Origin of the sequence: Clostridium sp. C8 (assembly GCF_001010885.1) — a bacterium.
Classification (GTDB): domain Bacteria; phylum Bacillota; class Clostridia; order Clostridiales; family Clostridiaceae; genus Clostridium; species Clostridium sartagoforme.
In genome coordinates, this window is sequence record NZ_LBMX01000005.1 from 1 (window position 1) to 22,000 (window position 22,000).

The 22,000-nt window shown below is 29.6% G+C and carries 18 protein-coding genes; 12 read left to right on the top strand and 6 right to left on the bottom strand.

The annotated features are described in order from the left end of the window. Positions 1-16: 16 nt before the first annotated feature. Entirely contained in the window at positions 17-394 is a 378-nt protein-coding gene (locus AAT22_RS00370; RefSeq protein ID WP_046999899.1) for a hypothetical protein, read from the bottom strand. Between the two features lie 519 nt (positions 395-913). Here AAT22_RS00370 and AAT22_RS00375 point away from each other — a divergent pair. The 3 genes from AAT22_RS00375 to AAT22_RS00385 all read left to right on the top strand — a co-directional run bounded on the left by AAT22_RS00375 (position 914) and on the right by AAT22_RS00385 (position 3,594). After that, positions 914-2,308, top strand: coding sequence for an NCS2 family permease (locus AAT22_RS00375; protein ID WP_046999900.1), 1,395 nt, complete (start codon positions 914-916; stop codon positions 2,306-2,308). 203 nt (positions 2,309-2,511) lie between these two features. Next, positions 2,512-3,297: an SDR family oxidoreductase gene (locus AAT22_RS00380; RefSeq protein WP_046999901.1), complete on the top strand. Its 786-nt coding sequence runs from the start codon at positions 2,512-2,514 to the stop codon at positions 3,295-3,297. A gap of 9 nt (positions 3,298-3,306) precedes the next feature. Next, positions 3,307-3,594, top strand: coding sequence for a hypothetical protein (locus AAT22_RS00385; protein WP_046999902.1), 288 nt, complete (start codon positions 3,307-3,309; stop codon positions 3,592-3,594). A gap of 70 nt (positions 3,595-3,664) precedes the next feature. Here the strand turns inward: AAT22_RS00385 and AAT22_RS00390 are convergent, their stop codons facing one another. Genes AAT22_RS00390 through AAT22_RS00400 form a run of 3 tightly spaced genes read right to left on the bottom strand, consistent with a single transcriptional unit; the run spans position 3,665 to position 5,812 of the window. Continuing rightward, on the bottom strand, positions 3,665-3,859 hold the full coding sequence (locus tag AAT22_RS00390) for a hypothetical protein (RefSeq protein ID WP_016206947.1): 195 nt from the start codon (positions 3,857-3,859) through the stop codon (positions 3,665-3,667). 44 nt (positions 3,860-3,903) lie between these two features. After that, on the bottom strand, positions 3,904-5,088 hold the full coding sequence (locus tag AAT22_RS00395; protein WP_046999903.1) for an ABC transporter permease: 1,185 nt from the start codon (positions 5,086-5,088) through the stop codon (positions 3,904-3,906). Next, the gene (locus AAT22_RS00400) at positions 5,081-5,812 is read right to left on the bottom strand and encodes an ATP-binding cassette domain-containing protein (RefSeq protein WP_016206945.1); all 732 of its coding nucleotides are present in this window, start codon (positions 5,810-5,812) and stop codon (positions 5,081-5,083) included. Before AAT22_RS00400 ends, AAT22_RS00395 begins: the two co-directional genes overlap by 8 nt. Before the next feature lie 798 nt (positions 5,813-6,610). Between AAT22_RS00400 and AAT22_RS00405 the strand changes: the two genes are divergently transcribed. From AAT22_RS00405 to AAT22_RS00415, 3 genes are all read left to right on the top strand, one after another. After that, positions 6,611-7,660 carry a carbamoyl phosphate synthase small subunit gene (locus AAT22_RS00405; protein WP_046999904.1) on the top strand — a complete coding sequence of 350 codons (1,050 nt, stop codon included), beginning with the start codon at positions 6,611-6,613 and terminating at the stop codon, positions 7,658-7,660. Positions 7,661-7,672: 12 nt separating this feature from the next. Then, complete coding sequence (gene carB, locus AAT22_RS00410; protein ID WP_046999905.1) at positions 7,673-10,879, top strand: carbamoyl-phosphate synthase large subunit; 3,207 nt, start codon at positions 7,673-7,675, stop codon at positions 10,877-10,879. A gap of 372 nt (positions 10,880-11,251) precedes the next feature. Further along, a complete protein-coding gene (locus tag AAT22_RS00415; protein ID WP_016206942.1) occupies positions 11,252-11,542 on the top strand; it encodes a hypothetical protein in 291 nt (96 codons plus the stop codon). Positions 11,543-11,765: 223 nt separating this feature from the next. On the opposite strand, the gene AAT22_RS00420 is transcribed toward AAT22_RS00415, so the two are convergent. Together AAT22_RS00420 and AAT22_RS00425 are read right to left on the bottom strand one after the other, a co-directional pair. Further along, positions 11,766-12,839, bottom strand: a complete 1,074-nt coding sequence (locus AAT22_RS00420; protein WP_046999906.1) for an HD domain-containing phosphohydrolase — start codon at positions 12,837-12,839, stop codon at positions 11,766-11,768. A 121-nt stretch (positions 12,840-12,960) separates the two neighbouring features. Next, the gene (locus AAT22_RS00425; protein WP_016206940.1) at positions 12,961-14,856 is read right to left on the bottom strand and encodes a glutamine synthetase; all 1,896 of its coding nucleotides are present in this window, start codon (positions 14,854-14,856) and stop codon (positions 12,961-12,963) included. A gap of 280 nt (positions 14,857-15,136) precedes the next feature. Here AAT22_RS00425 and murI point away from each other — a divergent pair, with 280 nt between their 5' ends. The 6 genes from murI (at position 15,137) to AAT22_RS00455 (ending at position 21,975) form a co-directional block, all read left to right on the top strand. Further along, entirely contained in the window at positions 15,137-15,910 is a 774-nt protein-coding gene (gene murI / locus AAT22_RS00430; RefSeq protein ID WP_016206939.1) for a glutamate racemase, read from the top strand. A gap of 149 nt (positions 15,911-16,059) precedes the next feature. Then, a complete protein-coding gene (locus AAT22_RS00435; protein ID WP_016206938.1) occupies positions 16,060-16,329 on the top strand; it encodes an STAS-like domain-containing protein in 270 nt (89 codons plus the stop codon). A gap of 136 nt (positions 16,330-16,465) precedes the next feature. Then, a complete protein-coding gene (locus tag AAT22_RS00440; protein ID WP_046999907.1) occupies positions 16,466-16,990 on the top strand; it encodes a peptidylprolyl isomerase in 525 nt (174 codons plus the stop codon). A gap of 24 nt (positions 16,991-17,014) precedes the next feature. After that, positions 17,015-17,392, top strand: a complete 378-nt coding sequence (locus AAT22_RS00445; protein ID WP_046999908.1) for a DUF3783 domain-containing protein — start codon at positions 17,015-17,017, stop codon at positions 17,390-17,392. Next, positions 17,385-18,065 carry a helix-turn-helix transcriptional regulator gene (locus AAT22_RS00450; protein ID WP_046999909.1) on the top strand — a complete coding sequence of 227 codons (681 nt, stop codon included), beginning with the start codon at positions 17,385-17,387 and terminating at the stop codon, positions 18,063-18,065. The genes AAT22_RS00445 and AAT22_RS00450 overlap by 8 nt, the downstream gene beginning before the upstream one ends. A gap of 205 nt (positions 18,066-18,270) precedes the next feature. Then, positions 18,271-21,975 carry a S8 family peptidase gene (locus AAT22_RS00455; RefSeq protein WP_046999910.1) on the top strand — a complete coding sequence of 1,235 codons (3,705 nt, stop codon included), beginning with the start codon at positions 18,271-18,273 and terminating at the stop codon, positions 21,973-21,975. The last annotated feature ends 25 nt before the right edge of the window (positions 21,976-22,000 follow it).

Here is a 22,000-nt window from a genome sequence, read left to right on the forward strand (position 1 = left end):
AATATTAGCTTGATGGCTATGGCGTTATACGTGTTGCTGAAAAAATTAATTCTCCATTTTCTTCAATTATATCAATAACTAAGGGTCTTATATCAGTAAGCACTATATTACCGTGTATAACAGAACTATGGTTTTCACCATTTAATACGTAATTTAAGATTAAATCTGATTTTTCCATAGTTGGTGAAGGATATATTTCTTCGGCGATATCAGAACTCATTGCTTTTATAGTTCCTAATTTAATAGGATGTCCCCCGGTACCAGTTCTTTCAATAGTAGAATTTTCTAGGTTATAACCTGTGTGATTCTTTATATATATATTTGTATTGTGTCTATTAAAGTCACTACCAAAAATTAATAAAGGAACAGGTATTTTTTGAACTTCTCTTTTCATTATAAGTCCTCCTATATAAATATTTAATAAATGAAATTACTAGGTATTGGTTTTAAATTTAATACTAAACCAGCCTCTTTTTCTGTTAGTTCGACAACTAAAGATCATATAGTGATTATTATAAAACATTATAAATAATTAAAATATAGATAGTTTTATCTAATGAAGCTGTCCCATAGAAAGCTTCAATTGTGATTTATTAGAATATTTATCTTCATGTATATGAATACAGTGTAGTTATATACATATTATACCTGTTCGAAACTTTATTGTAAATATATAGAATAATTCTTGAAATATTATATCAAGCAAAAAGCTGATAATACTAAAAACCATATTGAAGACAAATTATAAATATATATCTTGCATTGAAATGTTCGTGTTGATGAACAGTGAATAAGATGAATCCACCTTAAAAAGCAATATTATATATAAAAAATCAAAAGTAAAAATAAAAATATTGATTAAATACGAATAAAATGATAAAATGAATATGAAATATTCGAAACGGGGGTTATTATGAATAAGTTTTTTAAATTAAAAGAAAACGGAACAAATGTAAAGACAGAATTAATGGCAGGACTAACTACATTTTTAACTATGGCATATATATTATTCGTAAATCCAGCAATGTTATCTATAACAGGAATGGACAAGGGCGCAGTCTTTGTAGCAACAATTCTTGCATCAGCTATTGGTACTTTAGTTATGGGATTAGTAGCAAATGTTCCTTTTGCACAAGCACCAGGAATGGGATTAAATGCATTATTTACATTTACAGTAGTATTAGGTCTTGGTTTTACATGGAACCAAGCATTAGCCATGGTATTTATATGCGGAATTATAAACATAATTATAACTACTACTAAAATAAGAAAAATGATAATACAGGCAATTCCACTATCTCTTCAATATGCTATATCTGGAGGAATAGGACTATTTATAGCTTACTTAGGAATTAAACAAGCTCATTTTATAAATTTTACTGGAGAGGCAGCAAATAAAATTTTAGATACAGGTGATTCTGCGGTATTTGCAGATATAGTACCATCTATTACTAACTTTAAAGATCCAGTAGCTATACTTGCACTAATAGGATTAGTAATAACTGTAGTATTAATGTTACTAAATGTTAAAGGTGCAATTTTAATTGGAATATTAGCAACAACTGTAATAGGTACTTTTAATGGAGTTACACACGTGGCGGATTTTTCAACTATGGATTTTAGTGTGCCAAGCTTAGCACCAACATTCTTTAAATTAGATATTAAGGGATTATTTAGTGATCCATCTAGGATATTATTAGTATTTACAACTATATTTGCTTTTTCATTATCTGATACATTTGATACAATAGGAACATTTTTAGGAACAGGAAGAAAAGCGGGTATATTTGATGAAAATGATGAAAAGTTATTTTCTGAAGGAAATGGTTCTAAATCAAAACTTGAAAGAGCTTTATTTGCAGATGCAATAGCAACTTCAACTGGAGCATTATTAGGTACTAGTAACACAACAACTTATGTGGAAAGTGCTGCAGGTATTGGACAAGGTGGAAGAACAGGATTAACATCTGTAACAGTTGCAGGATTATTCCTAATATCATTATTCTTTTCACCAGTAATGGGTATGGTTCCAGCAGCAGCAACAGCACCAGCTTTAATTGTTGTAGGGGTATTAATGGCAGAATCACTTAAGAATATTGAATGGGGTGATTTTGATATAGCTGTTCCAGCATTCTTTGTTATAGCATTTATGCCATTTACTTATAGCATAACAAACGGTATTGCAGCAGGATTTTTAGCTTATTGTTTAGTTAAGATAATAAAAAAACAAGCCAAAGATGTTCATCCAATAATGTACACTGTAAGCTTATTATTCTTATTAAACTTTGTTATTCAAGCACTAGGATAAGGTTATAATTACTAGCTAATTAAATAATGGGAGTTGTATTTTAAGTAATTAGGATACAGCTCTTATTTTTTACTTTAATGAAAATTATTTATTAATAATTAATATATTAGAGTGTTAATTAATATTTATATATTGAGAGGTATATGGTATATTTAGATATAAATTTATAAATAAAAAAGATTAAGTTTATATGGAGGATTTTTATGGGTAAACCGTATGGTAGGAGCTATGTATTAATAACTGGAGCAACTACTGGAATTGGGTATGAGTTAGCAAAGTTATATGCCAGTGATGGAAATAACTTAATTTTAGTTGCAAGGGATGAACAGAGATTAAGGGAAGTAAAAGAAGAGTTAAGCTTATATAGCATTAAGGTTTATACTATTGTTTTAGATTTATCTGAGGATAACTCTTGTGAAAAAGTATTAGATTTTGTGGATAAAAAAAATATATCTGTGGATATTTTAATTAATAATGCAGGACTAGGATCTTTTGGTTACATAAGCGAAATAGAAATGGAGAAGGAATTAAAATTAATAGATGTAAATATAAGAGCTTTAACGGAGCTAACTAAAACATTTCTACCTATTATGATAGAACATGGAGAGGGAGCTATTATGAATGTAGCTTCAACAGCTGCTTTTTGTGCTGGACCAAAGATGGCTGTTTATTATGCTTCAAAGGCTTATGTACTTAATTTTACGGAAGCTTTACACGAAGAAGTAAAGAATAGTGAAATAAAAATAAGCTGTCTATGTCCAGGGCCTGTAAAAACAAGTTTCCAAGAAAAATCAGGAATAAAGAAAAGTGAAGGAGCTAAAAATACATTAATGTCAGCTAAGGATGTTGCAGAAATAGCTTATAAGGATTTTAAAAAGGGAAAAGTAATAATAATTCCAGGATTTAAAAATAAATTAATAGTTACATTAAATAAATTTATTCCTAGAAGCTTATCTAGAAAGATAATATTAATGATGAACAAAGGATAGGTGAGATTAATGGAAGGGAATATTATAGATGATATTTTAGAGTTATATGAAGTCTTAGTTGAAAATGGAGTTATATTTTTTTATGGGGATGAGTCAATATCTGTAGGAGAGATAACAGAATTTAATATACTAAATACAGAAGTATTACAAATAGAATTAGATGGATCTGAAAAATATGAGGTTAGTATAGAAGATTTTATAGAATATTACTCTAAAGAAGGTGCTAATTATCATACATGGCCCGATATAAGAAAATTAGATAAAAAGCTTGGAGAGCTTTCTGTAATTAGTAATTAATAATGGGAAATGAATAATCAAGAAAAAAATAGCCTATGGGGTACCCCATAGGCTAAAAATATATCATTCTTTATTTAAATCTTTCTATCTTAGTTACTCTTGAATGTACAATACTTCCACATTCGGTACAAATAGTGTGTTCAATAGGGCATCCTAATTTCAATCCGAATGTCTGTGGATACATACTTCCTTGTGCAGTTTGATATCCCTTAGTAAATTCTGTCGCTCCACAATAAGGACAGTTATCTATTTTTATTTCTTTCATAATATAAGCCTCCAAGATAAATTATCAAGTATCCAAGTATAATATTAGTTTCTAAATATAACTTCTTCCTTTGAGAACATAGATTTAGCGAAGATTATGGAAGCAATTATATAAACTATATGCCATCCAACAACCAAAGCAATATGCTTAATATCAAATATACCAACTGTAAATTCCTTCATTAAACAAATTGCATTTGTTATAGGAATATTGAAGAATGCAGGATTTATACCTTTTGCATCCATCATATAAGGTATAAATGATAAAATCATAGTTGGCATAGTAATAGCAGCTAGATAAGAATTAGCTTCTTTAGTTGCCCTTGCATATATACTTACAGATATTTGTAATGCTGATAAAGTAACTAAAACTAGAGCTCCAATTACAAGCATTCCAAGGATTGTTTCAGGAGTAAGTTTAAAATTAACTTCTTCACCAATAACCATAAACTTTTGCATGGATATTACCATTGCTGTAAGGTTGGCTATTAGTGCTATAAATGAGACAGTACATAAAGCAGCTATTTTACCCCAAAGTAATGAAGATCTTTTAGCTGATGTTGATAAAAGTGGTTCAAATGTAAATCTTTCTTTTTCACCAGCACCAAGATCAGCTGCCATACCAACTGTAGAAGATACCATAAGAATAACAATTAGTGTAGGAATCATAGTAAGAAGCATTGTAGCCCCAGCATTAATATCCTCATTATCAGTGTTTATTCCTGATTTAATATTAACTTCAAAAGGTGTTAATATAGATGAATCAATTCCTTTGTCAGCCAAGCGTTGTTCAACTATAGAATTTTTATAGTTTTCATATATTTCACTAATCATACTACTTGCAATCATAGACTTGTTAGATTCTTCATCTATTAAAAGTTCAATAGTATCGTTTTTACCTTGTGCTATATTTGTATCAAAGCTATCAGGAATTTTTACTATAATTTGAATATCTCCATTTTTTAATGATTCACTTGGTGATGATATATCAGGCGTTTTAATATTATCTAAAGATGTTATAGCTTTTGCCATAGCAGAATCCTTATTTCCATCTATATAAATGTTAATTTCCTTTTGAACATCTGATTGAGTTTTTTCCATAGCAGAAGACATAAATTTAAACATTATAGGATATATAAGTATAGGAAGTATTAGAGTGAATACTAATGTTTTTTTATCTCTTACAATGTCTAATAATTCCTTTTTTAATACAGTTAAAAAATTATTCATTACTATGACCTCCTATAAGACCTAAGAAAGTTTCTTCTAAATCATCATTGTTATACTTTTCTTTTAAATGACTTAATGTACAATCTTCCAGTAATCTTCCTTTATTTATAATTACAACTCTATCACAAAGTTTTTCAACTTCTTTCATAGAATGACTAGAGAATAATATGATTTTATTTTCAGCTTTACATTGAAGTATAAAATCTTGAACTATCCTGGCAGCACTTACATCCAATCCAGTAGTAGGTTCATCAAAAAGCATAACGGATGGATTATGAACTATTGACCTAGCAATTGAGATTTTTTGTTTCATACCTCTAGAATATTTACCAACAGGTTTATTTATATAGTCTTCCATTTCAAAGCTTTTTGCCAATTCATCAATTCGCTTGTCAGCTGTTTTCTTGTCCATTCCATAAAGATTGGCAAAGTAACGTATGTTTTCTCTACCACTTAGTCTATCATAAAGCCCAACATCTCCGCCAAACAGTATTCCTATTTCTTTTCTTACTTTTTCAGAATTGGATTTAACATCAATGTCATTTACGTTAATTTCACCTTCAGTTATCTGTAACATAGTAGAAATCATTCTTAATGTTGTTGTCTTTCCAGCACCATTTTCTCCAAGCAGTCCAACAATTTCACCTTTATCTACTGAAAAAGATAAATTATCAACTACCTTTGATTTTTTAAAACTTTTACTTACATTTTTTAATTTAAGCACTTAGTTACCCCTTTCTACAACGGTATAAATTATTTTATTAAGAGTTAATATATACTATATTATATCATTAAAAAGAATAATATCAATATTAATTATGAAAATATTTCCTAATATATTTTTATTATAAGATAATATTTTAAATTTTTATATTGAAATAAGTCACTGTTAGAGTGACTTAAGTAACTATTTAATAATAAGTATATTGATGCTAAATATGATAGGATTATACTATTTAAGGAAAGACAAATTACTTTACAATGCATGAATAAAAATTAGATATTAATGAATTTTTATTCATAATATATATATTTATTTTATATTATAGTGTATTATAGATAGTAGATAATTATTAAATAAATCTACTATCTATAATACAAGTATCAGTAATGTACTAGCCTAAGCTTATGATGAGCAGATTATATTTTAATAGCTATGAATATTTATTTAGATATAATATATATCTATTTATTGCATAATTATTAATATTGTTTAAAAACATTGACATATAGTTATATAAAATATAAAATATTATCAAAAAGATAATTAATTTTGAGTGAAGTTAAAATGTACACTTTAAATTGGTCCTGTGAGGCCAGAAAGGGAGTATGATTATGTTATATTTATATTCACAAAATAATTGCATAACTATGTCAGTAAGGGCATTTTCTAATACTGATACTAAATATATAAGGATAGTAGGAAGAGAACTATAATTTGTTGTCTTCTTATTATCCTTTTGTTTTTGTTTTATGAAGTGTATTTTTAGCTAAATATGTTTAATTTTAAGGAGGGCTAAATATGAAAGCAAAGCTAATATTAGAAAATGGCATGGTTTTTGAAGGAAAAGCTTTTGGTTATTTAAAGGACAGCATAGGGGAAGTAGTATTTACTACTGGTATGACAGGATACCAAGAGGTGTTAACTGATCCATCTTATTACGGTCAAATAGTTACAATGACTTATCCTCTTGTGGGGAATTATGGGATTAACTTAGAGGATATGGAATCAAAGTCTCCAAAGGTTAGGGGATTCATAGTTAGAGAAAAATGTAATCATCCTAATAATTTCAGATGTGAAATAAATTTAGAAGATTACTTAAAACAAAATAAAATAATAGGACTAGAAGGAATAGATACTAGAGCCTTAACAAAGGTTTTGAGAAATCATGGAACAATGAAGGGGATTATTACCTTAGAAGATGTAACTTTAGAAGAAGTTAAAGATAGAATAGCATTATTTACAAATAAAAAAGCAGTTAGCATGGTAAGCACTGAAAAGAAGTATGAAATAGATGGAACTGGAAAGCATGTTGCAATTATAGATTTTGGTATAAAAGAAAATATAATAAGAAATTTTAAAAATAGAAATTGTAAATTAACTATTTTTCCTATGAAAGTAACAGCAGAGGAACTTTTAAAAGTAAATCCTGACTTAGTATTTTTATCAAATGGACCTGGAGATCCAGAAGATTTACCAGATGTGATAGAAAATATAAAGAAGTTAGTGGGAAAGAAACCATTAGTGGGAATATGTCTAGGCCATCAACTTTTAGCATTAACACTAGGTGGTAAGACCGCTAAATTAAAATTTGGACACAGAGGATGTAACCATCCAGTTAAGGATTTAGAAGAAAATAAAGTTCATATTACATCACAAAATCATGGGTATGTAGTTGAAACACTCCCAGAAGATGTTGTAGCAACACATATAAATATAAATGATGGAACTATTGAAGGAATGAAGCATAATAAGCTTCCAATATTTTCAGTTCAATTCCATCCGGAAGCTGCAGCAGGCCCACAAGATAGCGAATATATCTTTGATAAATTTATAAAGTATGCATTATAGGAGGGGTTAGATATGCCGTTAAATAAAGATATAAAAAAAGTTTTAGTAATAGGATCAGGCCCAATTGTTATAGGGCAAGCAGCTGAATTTGATTATTCAGGAACTCAAGCATGCCAAGCACTTAAAGAAGAAGGCATAGAAGTAGTTTTGGTTAATTCTAACCCAGCAACTATAATGACTGATGCAGAGGTTGCGGACAAAGTATATATTGAACCATTAACAATTGAGTTTCTAGAAAAGGTGATAGAAAAAGAAAGACCAGATAGTTTGCTTACAGGAATGGGAGGACAAACAGGACTTAACCTTGCAGTAGATTTACATGAAGCAGGAATACTTGAAAAGTACAGTGTGAAAGTAATTGGAACATCTATTCAATCTATTAAAGAAGGTGAAGACAGAGAGCTTTTTAGAAATATGATGAATAGGATAAATGAGCCAGTTATACAAAGTGAAATAATAACTGAAATGGAAGCTGGAATTAGATATGCAGAACGAATAGGATATCCAGTAATAGTTAGACCTGCTTATACATTAGGAGGAACTGGTGGTGGAATAGCTGATAATGAAGCACAATTAAGAGAAATATTAGCATCAGGATTACAATTAAGCACAATAGGACAAGTGTTGTTAGAAAAATCAGTTAAGGGTTGGAAGGAAATAGAGTACGAAGTAATGAGGGACTCTTATGGAAATTGCATAACTGTATGTAATATGGAAAATATCGATCCAGTTGGTATTCATACTGGAGATAGTATAGTTGTAGCACCATCTCAAACTTTATCAGATAAAGAATATCAGATGCTTAGAACTTCAGCTATAAAGATAATAAATGCAGTAGGAATAGAGGGCGGATGTAATGTTCAATTTGCATTAAATCCAAATTCATTTCAATATGCAGTAATAGAAATTAATCCAAGAGTATCGAGGTCATCAGCATTAGCATCAAAGGCAACAGGATACCCAATAGCTAAACTTGCAGCAAAGATAGCATTAGGATATGGATTAGATGAAATTAAAAATGCAGTAACTCAAAAGACTTATGCTTGCTTTGAGCCAACATTAGATTATGTAGTAGTAAAAATTCCAAAGTGGCCTTTTGATAAATTCTATACAGCAGATAGAACTTTAGGAACTAAAATGATGGCAACTGGAGAAGTAATGGCTATAGGATCTAATTTAGAGGCAGCGCTTTTAAAGGGAATAAGAAGCTTAGAAATAGGTAAGTATTCTTTAGATCACCCTAAGTTCAAAGAATTAAGCATACAAGAATTAAAAACTATAGTAATGAAGCCTGATGATGAAAGACTATTTGCTCTTGCAGAAATGATAAGAAGAGATTATAGAATAGAAAGTATATCTAAAATAACAGGAATAGATATATTTTTCCTAGAGAAGTTTAAATGGATAGTGGAAGAAGAAACTAGATTAAAGCTAAATAAAGTAGATGATTTAGATAAGGAATGGTTATTAGAATTAAAGAAAAAGGGGTTTTCAGATAAAGCGATAGCTGATATGCTGAAGGTTAATCCAGATGATATATATAAGTTGAGAAGTATTTGGAATATAAAGCCTTCATACAAGATGGTTGATACTTGTGGAGGGGAATTTGAAGCATTATCACCATATTATTATTCAACTTATGAACAATATGATGAAGTTCAGGTATCTGATAAGAAAAAGGTATTAGTTATAGGATCAGGGCCAATTAGAATAGGGCAAGGAATAGAATTTGATTATGCTTCAGTACATTGTGTAATGGCATTAAGAAAAATGGGAATTGAAACTATAATAGTAAATAATAATCCAGAAACAGTAAGTACGGATTTTAATATATCAGATAAACTATACTTTGAACCACTTACAGAAGAAGATGTATTAAATATAATAGAAAAAGAAAATCCATATGGAGTTATCCTTCAATTTGGTGGACAGACAGCTATAAAACTTGCGAACTTCTTAAAAGAAAAAGGAATAAAAACTTTAGGAACAACAGCAGATCAAATAGATATGGCAGAAGATAGAGAGAAGTTTGATGAATTACTTGAAAGCTTAGGGATTGATAGGCCAAAAGGCAAAGGGGTTTGGACTGTAGAAGAAGGGTTAGAAGAAGCTGAAAGGTTAGGTTTTCCTGTACTTGTAAGACCTTCATATGTCTTAGGGGGACAAGGAATGGAAATAACTTTTGATGAAGAAGAGTTAAAGTATTATTTAAAGAATGCTTTTTCAAAAGATAAGAAGAATCCTATATTAGTAGATAAATATTTAATGGGTAGAGAAATTGAAGTAGATGCTATATCTGATGGAGAAAATATTCTTATACCAGGAGTAATGGAGCACTTAGAAAGAGCTGGGGTACACTCTGGAGATTCAGTAACAATGTATCCGAGCCCAAATATAAGCAATAAAATAAAAAGTAAAGTTTTAAATTATACAAAAAAGATTGCAACATCAATTGGTATTAAGGGTATGATAAATATTCAGTTTATAGAGTTTGAAGGAAATCTTTATATAATAGAAGTAAATCCAAGAGCCTCAAGAACCGTACCATATATAAGTAAAGTAAGTAAGGTACCTATAGTAGATTTGGCTACAAAAGTAATGCTTGGATACAAGTTAAAAGATTTAGGATACGGAGTAGATATATATAAAGAGCCAGATTTAGTTTCAGTAAAGGTTCCTGTATTCTCAACTCAAAAATTACCTAAGGTTGAAGTATCCTTAGGGCCAGAAATGAGATCTACAGGAGAAGTACTAGGAGTAGGAAGAACTATAAGAGAAGCATTATATAAAGGATTTGTAGCAGCTAGTATGTATCCTTCAAATAAAGAAAAGAAGATATTGGCTACAATAAATAATCATGATAAAAAGGAATTCTTGCCTATAGCTAAAATGTTATCAGAAATAGGATATAAATTTATTGCAACAGAAGGAACAGCTAATCTTTTAAAGGAAGTTGATATAGAAGTTGAAACAGTAAGAAAGCTTCATGAAGATAAGCCTAATATATTAGACATAATAAAAAGTAAGGCAGTTGATTTAGTAATAAATACTCCAACAAAGGGTAATGATTCAAAAAGAGACGGATTTATAATAAGAAGAGCGGCAGTAGAAAGAAATATAGAAGTTATAACATCGTTAGATACATTAAGAGCAATAGCAGAAGTTAAATACTTTGGAATAGAAAATGAGAACTTAGAGGTATTTAATATAGCAGAATAGTTTTAAAATGCGAAGCATTTTTCAGTTTACAGTTCACAAGGCACAGTGCACAGTTATTAATTAGTTGAGAGTTGAAAGTTGAAAGTTATGGATGAAACTACTACGTAGTTTCTAAGATTAGGATATATAAAAACTCTAAGAGTTTTTAATAATAGTTTTCTTAATTCAGCAAAGCTGAATTATTTCCATAACTGTGAACTGTGCACTGTGAACTGTGCACTAAAAAATGCTTCGCAATTTATTATTTTCGACAACAAATAATATATTTATACAAAAAAATAAATTTTTAAATAAAAGTTTATACAAGTATTGACATAAAACGTACGTTCGTATATATTAATATTATAGAACTTATGTTTGGTGGAGGTCAATATGAACAATGATATTTTTGTAAAATTAAATTATAAAACAATAGGTGAATTTAAAAGTTTAATAGTAGATAGACAACATATAAGTAATGTAACAGAAAAGTATTTAATGTGTACAGGAAAATATGATAAAGATGGATGGACGTTTATATTTAAAGCAAATAGTATGAAGGAAGCTGAAGAATTTATAAATAGTAATTCATTAAATAAAAGTAAAAGTATTATAAAAAACGTAATAGGGAATAAATCTTCTATTATTGATAATGAAAAGATAAGTATTCCAGCATGGATATAAAAAAGTCGTCAAGGCGAGCTTGCCGAGCAGTCGACTTTTTTTCGCGCATGTGCATTTCCGAAGCTTGTCTGAGGGAAATCTTGCACGCGCACTTTATTCTATTTTTTTACTCTATAGGAATAACTTTAATAACTTATATTCTATAAACAACGATTTATCCACAGATTTTTAAAATATAATTTCCTATAGAGTAAAAAGGCAGAGATATTCTCTACCTTAAGCTTCATACAACTTTTTCTATATGTGATATAACTATCGATAATTCATTTATTAAACTTATAGTTGTTCCTTCATTTTCTTTTATATTACTTTTTATTATTTTGATATTAGGTCTTAAGGGAAAGTTTGAAAAGGTCTCTTTAACAATACCTAAATCACCATTACTTAACCTAACAACTGTCCCGTATGGGAAAGGAACAATAACTTTAGAAAAGACTTTAACTATATTGAAATCAAAGATAGTACCTGCATGACTCATTATATATTCCAAAGCATCACTGGCGCACATTGATTGTATATAATATTTCTGTGATGTTAACATATCATAAATATCTGCAATTGAAACTATTTTAGCAAGTTTATTTATTTGATTTCCAAATAATCCATTAGGATACCCTAAACCATCAATTCTTTCATGATGCTGTAATACTATCATTTTAATATCATTATTGATAAAAGCATTATTCTCTATATAATTATACCCTTTCTGACAATGATTTTTCATTAATTCAAATTCATCATAAGTTAGTGGAGCATCTTTCATAACTAAACCTTTATATATAAAAGCTTTACCTATATCATGTATCAGTGCACCTGTAGCCAGGTTTAAAAGCTCAGTTCTATTAAGCTTTAAATTTATTCCAACTACTAAGGATATAATAGCAACATTTACACAGTGATTATAAGTATTTAAATTCAGATTTCGTATATCTACTAAATAAGGTAATAAATCATCATTAGACAGTATAGCATCTAGAAGCTCTTCTGCTAATAAATAAACAGATTTCAAATATTCATCATTATCATTAGATAAGCCTGAGATTTCTGCATTTTTAAATGTACTATTTATTAATTCTAAAGCTTTATTCCTAAGATCAGGTTTTATTATATTTTTAATATCATCATTACTTAAATCATCAATAATATATAATAAGTCTATATTGAAACTTCTTAGTTTTTCTATTAAGGCAGTATTGATTTTAGTACCTTCATTTAGTAAAACTCTTCCTTCAATATCGTATAAGGTTTTAGCAAGATATGAATTAATTCGAACACTTTCTAAAGGAACAAGTCTCATATTTTATACCTCTACTTTTTATTTATATTATAACAATTTATGTAATATATTACTAGCAGTCACATATTAATTTATACATAATTAAAGGATTAAGATGTTAATCCTAATCCTTTAATTAAATTTATATATCTAATAAATTTTTAGTGTAGTTATTGTAAAGCTTTCTTAATGAGCTCATTTTATCTTCTAACTCAATTAGTAAGTCGGAAGCAACAGCATAGTTTTCATTAGTTAAAGCTTCTTTTATTCGAGTGAATAACCCCTTATTTGTATAAGTATCTTTCATTATATAATGTCTAAGGTTATCTATAGTCATCCAATTTGATATATCTAAATCTAATGCATTATCAGAATGTAATTTTTTAAATGATCTAACTTCAGAAGCATGGTTTAATATTATTCTGTGAATAATATCTGTAGTCCATCTTTGAATAGTTGCAAGTTTAAAACTATTTATTAATTTATCACTAAAGACATCATTTCTTTTTAATACATTTAGCTTATCAGGATATTTATCTAACTGAAGAAGATTTTCGTACACTGTAGCTGGAGCCTTACTAAAGTATTCATCTCTCTCTAGATCGGAGTAGAACTCAAATACATCTTCTTCACTTCTATAAGCTCTTGTCTTTTCTAAATATTTAGCATCTTCCCCAGGTTTCTTCGATAATTCAACCAAAAGCTCTTCTTCAGTTTTATTATTTTCAAGAGCATATATTATTCCATCAAGCATTGACATATATGAAACTGAAAGAGCTAGATATATATTTGTATGAGGATTAGGTGATCTAAGCTCAAATCTAGTTGCTAACGGATTCATTAAGTCTCTTATTAAACCTATTAATATAGTTCTATTTCTTGATGGATTATCAGGAGATACTCCAAGAGATGTAACTATACATATAGGGGCTTCAAAACCAGGTTTTAATCTTTTAAATGCACCACTAGTTGTAGAAATAAATGGATTCATAATTTCATAATTTTTTAATACTCCCATTATAGCTCCATATCCGATGCAGCTTAAGAAATCCTCCTTAGTTGCGTGGAATAAGTTTATTCTCTTTCCATCCTTAAGTTTTAAGCTAACACCTAGATGGACATGCATTCCAGATCCTGCAACATCATCGATAGGTTTTGCTTTAAAAGAAACATCTAAACCATGTCTTCTAAAGGTTTCTTGAGTAAGGATCTTAACAAAAATTTCATTATCAGCAGCTTGAACAGCATCTGAGTATTTCCAATCAATTTCAAGCTGTTCCATTATATGATTAAATTGTCCATTACTATCTAATTTGGATTTAACTCCTCCAACTTCTTTATGCCCCATTTCAGGCTCAAATCCATATGCTTCCATAAGAAGTAAGGTTTCTTCTAGTGCAGTTCTTACTGTTCCTTTAGTTCTAGTCCAGTATTGCTCTTGTAATACTTGAGATGTAGATAATTCTTCTATATGAGCTTGTTCATTTGGAGTCTTAACCCAAAATTCTAGTTCTGTAGCTGAAGTAATTATAATTTTATCTATATCATCATATTTAATTCCAAATGGATCTAAAGTTTCAGGTTTATTCTTAAAAATATCTAAAAGAGTTGATTTAAAAGTATTTATTGCAGAAGTAAGTATATTTCTTGAACATACTGCCTTATTGTTATGAATTAAAAATGAAGGGATTCTAAGAGTACCAACTGGTTTGTTAGTAATTGGATCAATATAATCGAAGTTATAGTCAACAAACCAATTTGCATTAAGATCTGCCACCATATCAACTTTTGCATCATTTAATGTTGCTATTCCAGGAAGTACAACTGAAGAACCATCTGTCTGAATTGCAACTCCGTTTAAAAATGAGTCAATATCGTCTAGAAATAATCTTGTAGGAATTTTTTCATCGGTGTCATTACCGGATAAGTCTATTCCAACAATAGATACAAATTTTATTTCAGGATGCTCTTTAAGTATTTTAGATAAGTCTTCTTTATTGTGTTTTGATTTAGAAATTGTAAAAATTAAATCTTTCATAAAAAAGTTCCCTTGCGAAAAATAACAAGGAAAATTCACTTCCTTTCTGTTGAAACTCGAATATTTAAGTGGTATAGACATCATAATATTCGTAAATTTTTTTATTTATAAAGCAATTCTATTATATACATCTTATGATGTCAATAATTAATTTGATGAAATAGTATTGGTAAATTATTTCTAATATAAGTAAGTATGAATAAGAATATAAATTTGTAGATTTATATTAAATAAAGGTATAAAATAAAATATAGAATTAAAGAAAATGGAGTGAGAGTAATTGGACAACAAAAATAGGCCAATAGGTTTTTTTGATTCAGGGGTAGGCGGACTAAGTGTAATGAAAGAGGCAATAAAAATAATGCCAAATGAGAACTATATATATTTTGGAGATTCTAAAAATGCACCGTATGGAGTCAAAAGCGTTAGTGAAGTTAGGGATCTAACTTTTAAAGCTGTAGAAATTCTATTAAATAAGGGAGTAAAAGGAATTGCAATTGCATGTAATACAGCAACTAGTGCTGCTGTTGCAGAATTAAGAAAGGTGTACCCAGAACTACCTTTAGTTGGAATAGAGCCTGCATTAAAACCAGCTGTAGAGCTTAATATACAAGGAAATATATTAATAATGGCAACAACAATGACATTAAAAGAAGAAAAGTTTAATAAACTAATGGGGAAATATAAAGATAAGGCATCGATAATTCCAATACCGTGTCCTGGTCTTGTAGAATTTATAGAAAGTGGTAAACTTCAAGGCGAAGAAATTGAAGAGTACTTAAGAAATAAAATAAATACATATAATAAAGGGAAAATAGCTTCTATTGTATTAGGGTGTACGCACTATCCATTTATAACAGATACATTATCAAAAATAGTTGGAAAAGATGTTATTATAATGGATGGGGGATTAGGAACGGTAAAAGAGTTAAGACGAAGATTAGAAAATAAAAACCTATTAACAGAACGTAATAAAAAAGGAGAAATAGAAGTTATAAATTCATATGGTAAAAATGAATTTATAGATTTAAGCAATAAACTTTTAAATATGTAGAAAAGAATTAAGCTTATAATAATATTATTATAAGCTTAATTTAAAAAAATATTTGTTAAATTGTTGACAAAAAAACTAATAATTGATATATTATAGTAAAGAGAGTTTTCAGAAAATTTAAACAATTAATAGATTTGGGGGTATTATATATGGAAATCAGAATAAAAGACGTATTAGGAGAAGATATAACTATAGAAGATGCTATTTTGCTAAGAGAAATTATTAGAAACAATATAAATTTAGGAGTAGTTCTTGATTTTCAGGGATTTAAAAGAATTCCTACAACTTTTTTAAATGTTCTTCTTGGAGATTTAATTAATAAGTTTGGAAGAGAGTTTATTTTTAAGCAAATAAATGTTAAAAATTTATCAAATTATAAAGATTATTCTAGAGTAGTGTTAGGAACTACTTTTCAATAAAGCATAGAGAAATCTATGCTTTTTTTATTAAATAATATATAATTACCATTAAGAAATAATTTATATATCATAATTTTGAATTCAATTATTCAAATATGATAATACTAATAAAAATGAAATCGAAGGGAGATTTATTATGCAAAATCCAATAGTAACTATAAGCATAGAAAATGGAGGAATTATAAAAGCTGAATTATATCCAGAAATAGCACCAAATACAGTAAGAAACTTTATAGATTTAATTAATAAAGGATTTTATGATGGAATTATATTTCACAGAGTAATACCAGGTTTTATGATCCAAGGGGGATGCCCAGATGGAACAGGAATGGGAGGCCCTGGCTATAGTATAAAAGGTGAATTCTCAAGAAATGGATTCAAAAACGATTTAAAACATTCAAGAGGAGTTCTTTCAATGGCTAGAACAATGATACCTGATTCAGCAGGAAGTCAATTTTTTATAATGGTTGCTGATTCTCCACATCTAGATGGACAATATGCATCTTTCGGAAAAGTTATAGAAGGAATGGAAGTAGCAGATAAAATAGTAAATTCAAAGAGAGATTATAATGATAAGCCATATGAAGATCAAAAGATTCTAAAAATGACAGTAGAAACATTTGGAGAAACTTATGCTTCACCAGAAATAATAAAAAATTAGTAATAAAGATTTAGGAGGGGTTATATGCTTGATAATAACAAATGTATCTTAGCTTATAATGTACCGGAGAGGGAAATAAATATATTAAAGGAAGAAGGATTTAAGGTTATATTAATATCTTCTGAAATGACAGAAATGACCATTAGGGATATTTTAGATGGCTTGAAATTTGAAACTTTCAATTCAAGCCTAAGAAATGAGTCTGTTATTCTTTTTAATAATTTTTCAGATGAAGAGCTTAGAGAGACTATAAGAAGTATTAGGCAAAATATCAAAGGTGGAATATTGGCAACAGTAACACCAGTTTCAATTGAATGGAAATTTAATTATTTAGTAGAACATTTAGTTGAAGAAAGAGAATGGTATTTAAAACAACAGAAGGGAAGATCTCAAAGTGAGTAGAGTTGGGGAAAAGATAAAGGAAGCTAGACTGAAAAGTGGAATGAGTCAGAAAGTATTAGCTAAAAAATTAGGTGTAGCTGAAAAGTTTATAAATGAAGTTGAAATGGGAAGAAGAGTAGCTCAGGAATCTTTAATTGAAAAAGCATCAAAGATATTAAATGCTGATTTTAATGATGTTAGCATGGTTGTTACTGATGAAGCTTTAATTGAAGAAAGAAAATCTATGAGTGAAGTTAAGAGTAAGGGATCTAAAGTCAAGGTAGAAAAGGATGAAGTTTGGACAAATGCATTTTCATCTGTACTTAAAAATGTCCCTATATTAGATTATTCTTTAAAAGGTAATAGAGGGTTTAAGGAATTACCTATACATTCAAATAAAGTTGAAGGATATTCCCAAGATAAGGTTATATACTTAGAAATTCAAGATGATGATATGTCTGGATTTAGAATGCTAAAGGGTGATTTAGCTTTTGCTACTTTAGTAAAAGAAGTAAGTAATAATGGAATATTTTTAGTTGAATATAAAGGAAAAAGAGCAATAAGACAAATAAAGAATCTAGGAAATTCTAAAGTTTTATTAGTAAGCAATGCAGGAAGTTTATTAACTGAAACTATGAATCTTAATGAAATCTCTGTCTTAGCTAAGTTAGAAAGAATAGAAATAAAATTATAATAAAGAAAGTTGTTTTGAATTTATTAAGTTCAAAACAACTTTTTTTTTACTCTTTAGGAAATTATAAAAAGTTTTCCTTTTGGATAACTTTGAGTAATTTCCTTTCTTTTTATCAAGAAAGATTATTAATATATAGTACAAATTACAAATTAAGTTCCCACTTTATCAAAAAAATACATATATTGATATAAACAAAATTTGAGAGGTGATAACTATAGAGAACATAAATCCAAATAAAGTAGATGCAGGATTAGGGCTTATACAAAATGTACCAAAGAATATATTGAGTAAATTAGGAATAAGTTACGGTGCTGATTTTTCTGAAGGTAACACTATAGAAGTTACTATAATATCTGGAGATAGTGCTGAAAATGTAGCTAAGATTGTAGAGGATTTAGGTGGGAAATATGAGAATTTAGGTTTTGGATTTGGAATAGTTAATATACCTGTTGAGAACTTATGGAGGTTAGCAAATAGTAATTCAATACAATATATAGAATTACCTAAAAGCTTATATACTACAGATGCTCAAAGTAATAGAGCAGCTTGTGTAAACACAGCTAGGGAGAACTATGGTATTCAAGGTGAAGGTGTTCTAATTGGATTTATAGATTCAGGTATAGATTTTACTCATCCAGCATTTAGAAATGAGGATGGAACAACAAGGATAGATTATATATATGACTTAAGCAATGAAGGGCAGATCTATAATCGTGACAATATAAATACAGCTCTTCAAAGTCCAGACCCATATGCAATAGTTCCCTCTTATGATAATACAGAACATGGAACTCATGTAGCTGGGATTGCTTGTGCAGGAGGGAATATTAATCCATCTTTTTATGGGGTAGCTCCTAAAAGTTCAATTGCCATGGTTAAAAGTACTAGAGGGAGGTTTGCACTTAGCTCTAATATAATGAGAGGGTTGAAGTTTCTAGTTGATATAGGAAAGGAGCTTAATAAACCATTAGTAGTTAATATAAGTTTAAGTACTAATGATGGAGCTCATAATGGCACAAGTTTGCTAGAGCAATATATATCTACTGTAGCGACTTTAGAAAGAATCACTATTGCAATTGCAGCTGGAAATGAGGGGGATGCGGCTCATCATATTGGAGGAGAGTTATCAGGAGAAAAAAGAATATCTATAAATGTAGCAGAGGATGAGCAAGCGGTAGTATTAAATTTATATAAATCGGTTTTATCTAATATAGCTATAAGGATAACAAGTCCTACAGCAGCTACAAGTGGAGAAATAATAATAAGAGAGGGATATACTGAAGGAATAATAGGAAGAGATAGATATCAAGTTTTTTATACTGGGCCTAAGCCTTTTGATTTGATAGGAGAAATATCAATTGCATTATTAACAAATGGTCAATATATATCAGCAGGACAGTGGGAAATCAGGATATCATTACAAAACGAATATAAAGGTATATTTGATATGTGGTTACCTATATCTGAAGGGCTTAATATTAATACAAAGTTTTTACAACCAACAGTTTTAAATACACTTGGAATTCCTGCAACAGTAAGCAATATAATTGCAGTTGGAAGTTACAATTATGTTACTAATAATATATCTTCCTTTAGTGGACGAGGAAGACCGGTAGTATTTAAAGCAGTAAGACCTGATTTAGTTGCACCAGGAGAAAATATTTCAGCACCAACTCCAAATAGATCATTTGATACAAGGAGTGGCACATCTATGGCGACGCCACATGTAGCTGGTATTGCAGCATTGATGATGGAGTGGGGGATTTTAAAAAGAAATGATCCTTATTTGTTTGGTGAAAGGTTGAAATATTACTTAGTAATTTCAGCAAAAAGGCCTAGGACAGATGTAACTTATCCAGATCCAAGTTGGGGGTATGGAGAGGTATGTCTAAGTTCTGCTATAGAAAGTATAATAAATAATATAGGGTTTATTGGTACTAGAAATAGTGGGAATTATAGATATGATGAAGAAAAACAAAGCGATAGCAATGGAATTAATTATAAAGATATCACGGCTGAGGAAAATAACGTTTTTATTAAATTGGAGGAAAAGGAAGTGGATATCAAAAATAATAAGTATAGACAAATGAGTATATACAAGGATCTTCAAAGTGAAGCACTTCAAAATTATCAGAATTACTCAGAGGTTGTAGGTTTTTTAATTGAATATAGTTCTAGGGAGCAAGCGCTAAAAGTAAATGATATACCAGGTGCATCAATTGTGTTAGTAGATAATAACTTTGGAATCGCTTTTATACCATTTAATAGAGTACTAGAACTTGAGCCATATGTTAAAGATGTAGTTTCAATAGAAATACCTGTAATTTATACATTAGAGCAATCTTCACCTGTAGAAGCAAGTGGGGCTCCGTTATTTCATAACAATCCATTTATACAGTTAAATGGTAGAGGAGTTGTAGTAGGAATCATAGATACTGGAATAGATTATTTAAACAATGAATTCATGAGAGAGGATGAGACTACGCGAGTAGTTAGGATATGGGATCAAAGTTTAAATGGAGAGGATAGAATTTATGATGTAAAGTTAGGGATAGAGTATAACAGTGATCAAATAAATCAAGCTATACAAGCAAATAAAAGAGGAGAAGATCCTTATGCTATAGTACAGACTAAAGATGATATAGGGCATGGGACTATGGTAGCTAGTTTAGTTGGTGCTAGAGGAATAAATCCAGAAGTTATGGGAATAGCTCCAGATTGTGAGTTTGCAATAGTTAAATTGAAACAAGCTCCAAGTGTGATATTAGATTATGCAGGTGTTAGTACACCAGGAAGTGGAAGATATACAAGTATAGAACTATCTTTAGCAATACGGTATTTGAATATGTTAGCAAGTGACTTAGGGAAGCCTATGGTTATATGCCTCCCTGTAGGAAGCAATATAGGATCACATGATGGGACCAATGTAGTTGAGGCATATATATCACAAATAAGTATTCAACTAGGAGTAGTATGTGTTACGGGTACTGGAAATGAAGGTGATACAGACACACATACAGAAGGAAGGTTTGATAGACCAGGGCAAATAAGAACTTTAGAAATCAGAATTGGAAAGGGACAAAGAGATTTAAATTTTCAAATATATATTCAACAACCTGATAAGGTTTCAATAGGAGTAGTATCGCCCTCTGGAGAAGTCGTTGAAAGAATACCAGTAAGACTAAATAAAGTTGAAAAGGTAAATTTTATTTATGAAGGAACAAGAATGAGAATTTCATATATATATCCAGATCTTTTTACAGGAGACCAGATAATAAGTATAGAAGCAAGAGGGTTAAAGGAAGGAATATGGCAATTTAGATTATATGGAGATTATGTAGTGGATGGACGATACTGGAGTTGGCTACCACAAAGAAGTTTACTTGATCCAGATACCAAGTTCTTAAGTCCAAGTCAATATACGACACTAACAATTCCTGCAACAGCAAGAAGTGTAATAGCAGCAGCATTTTATAATCAAAACAACAATGCTACTATAGGACAATCTGGTAGAGGATTCACAAGAGATGGGAGAATAAAGCCAGATATTGCAGCAGGAGGAATAAATGCAATAGTTACAACACCAGGCGGAGGAACTAGGATAGTTAGTGGCTCATCTGTGGGGACCTCCATTACAGCAGGATGTTGTGCACTTTTAATGCAATGGGGAATAGTTAATGGTAATGATCCGAGTTTATATGCAACGGAAATAAGAACTTATTTAATAAGAGGAACTAGTATGAGAGTTGGAGATATATATCCAAATGAGCAGTGGGGATATGGAACAATTAACATGAAAGGAGTATTTGATGCTATAAGGGAAAATTTAGCAGGTGGAGTTGATCAAACAAGATCAAATGATGACTATGAGGATAATGATTTTTTTGTAAGTAAGCCTGAAGAAATATAATAGAACTATTTTAACTATAAAAGCA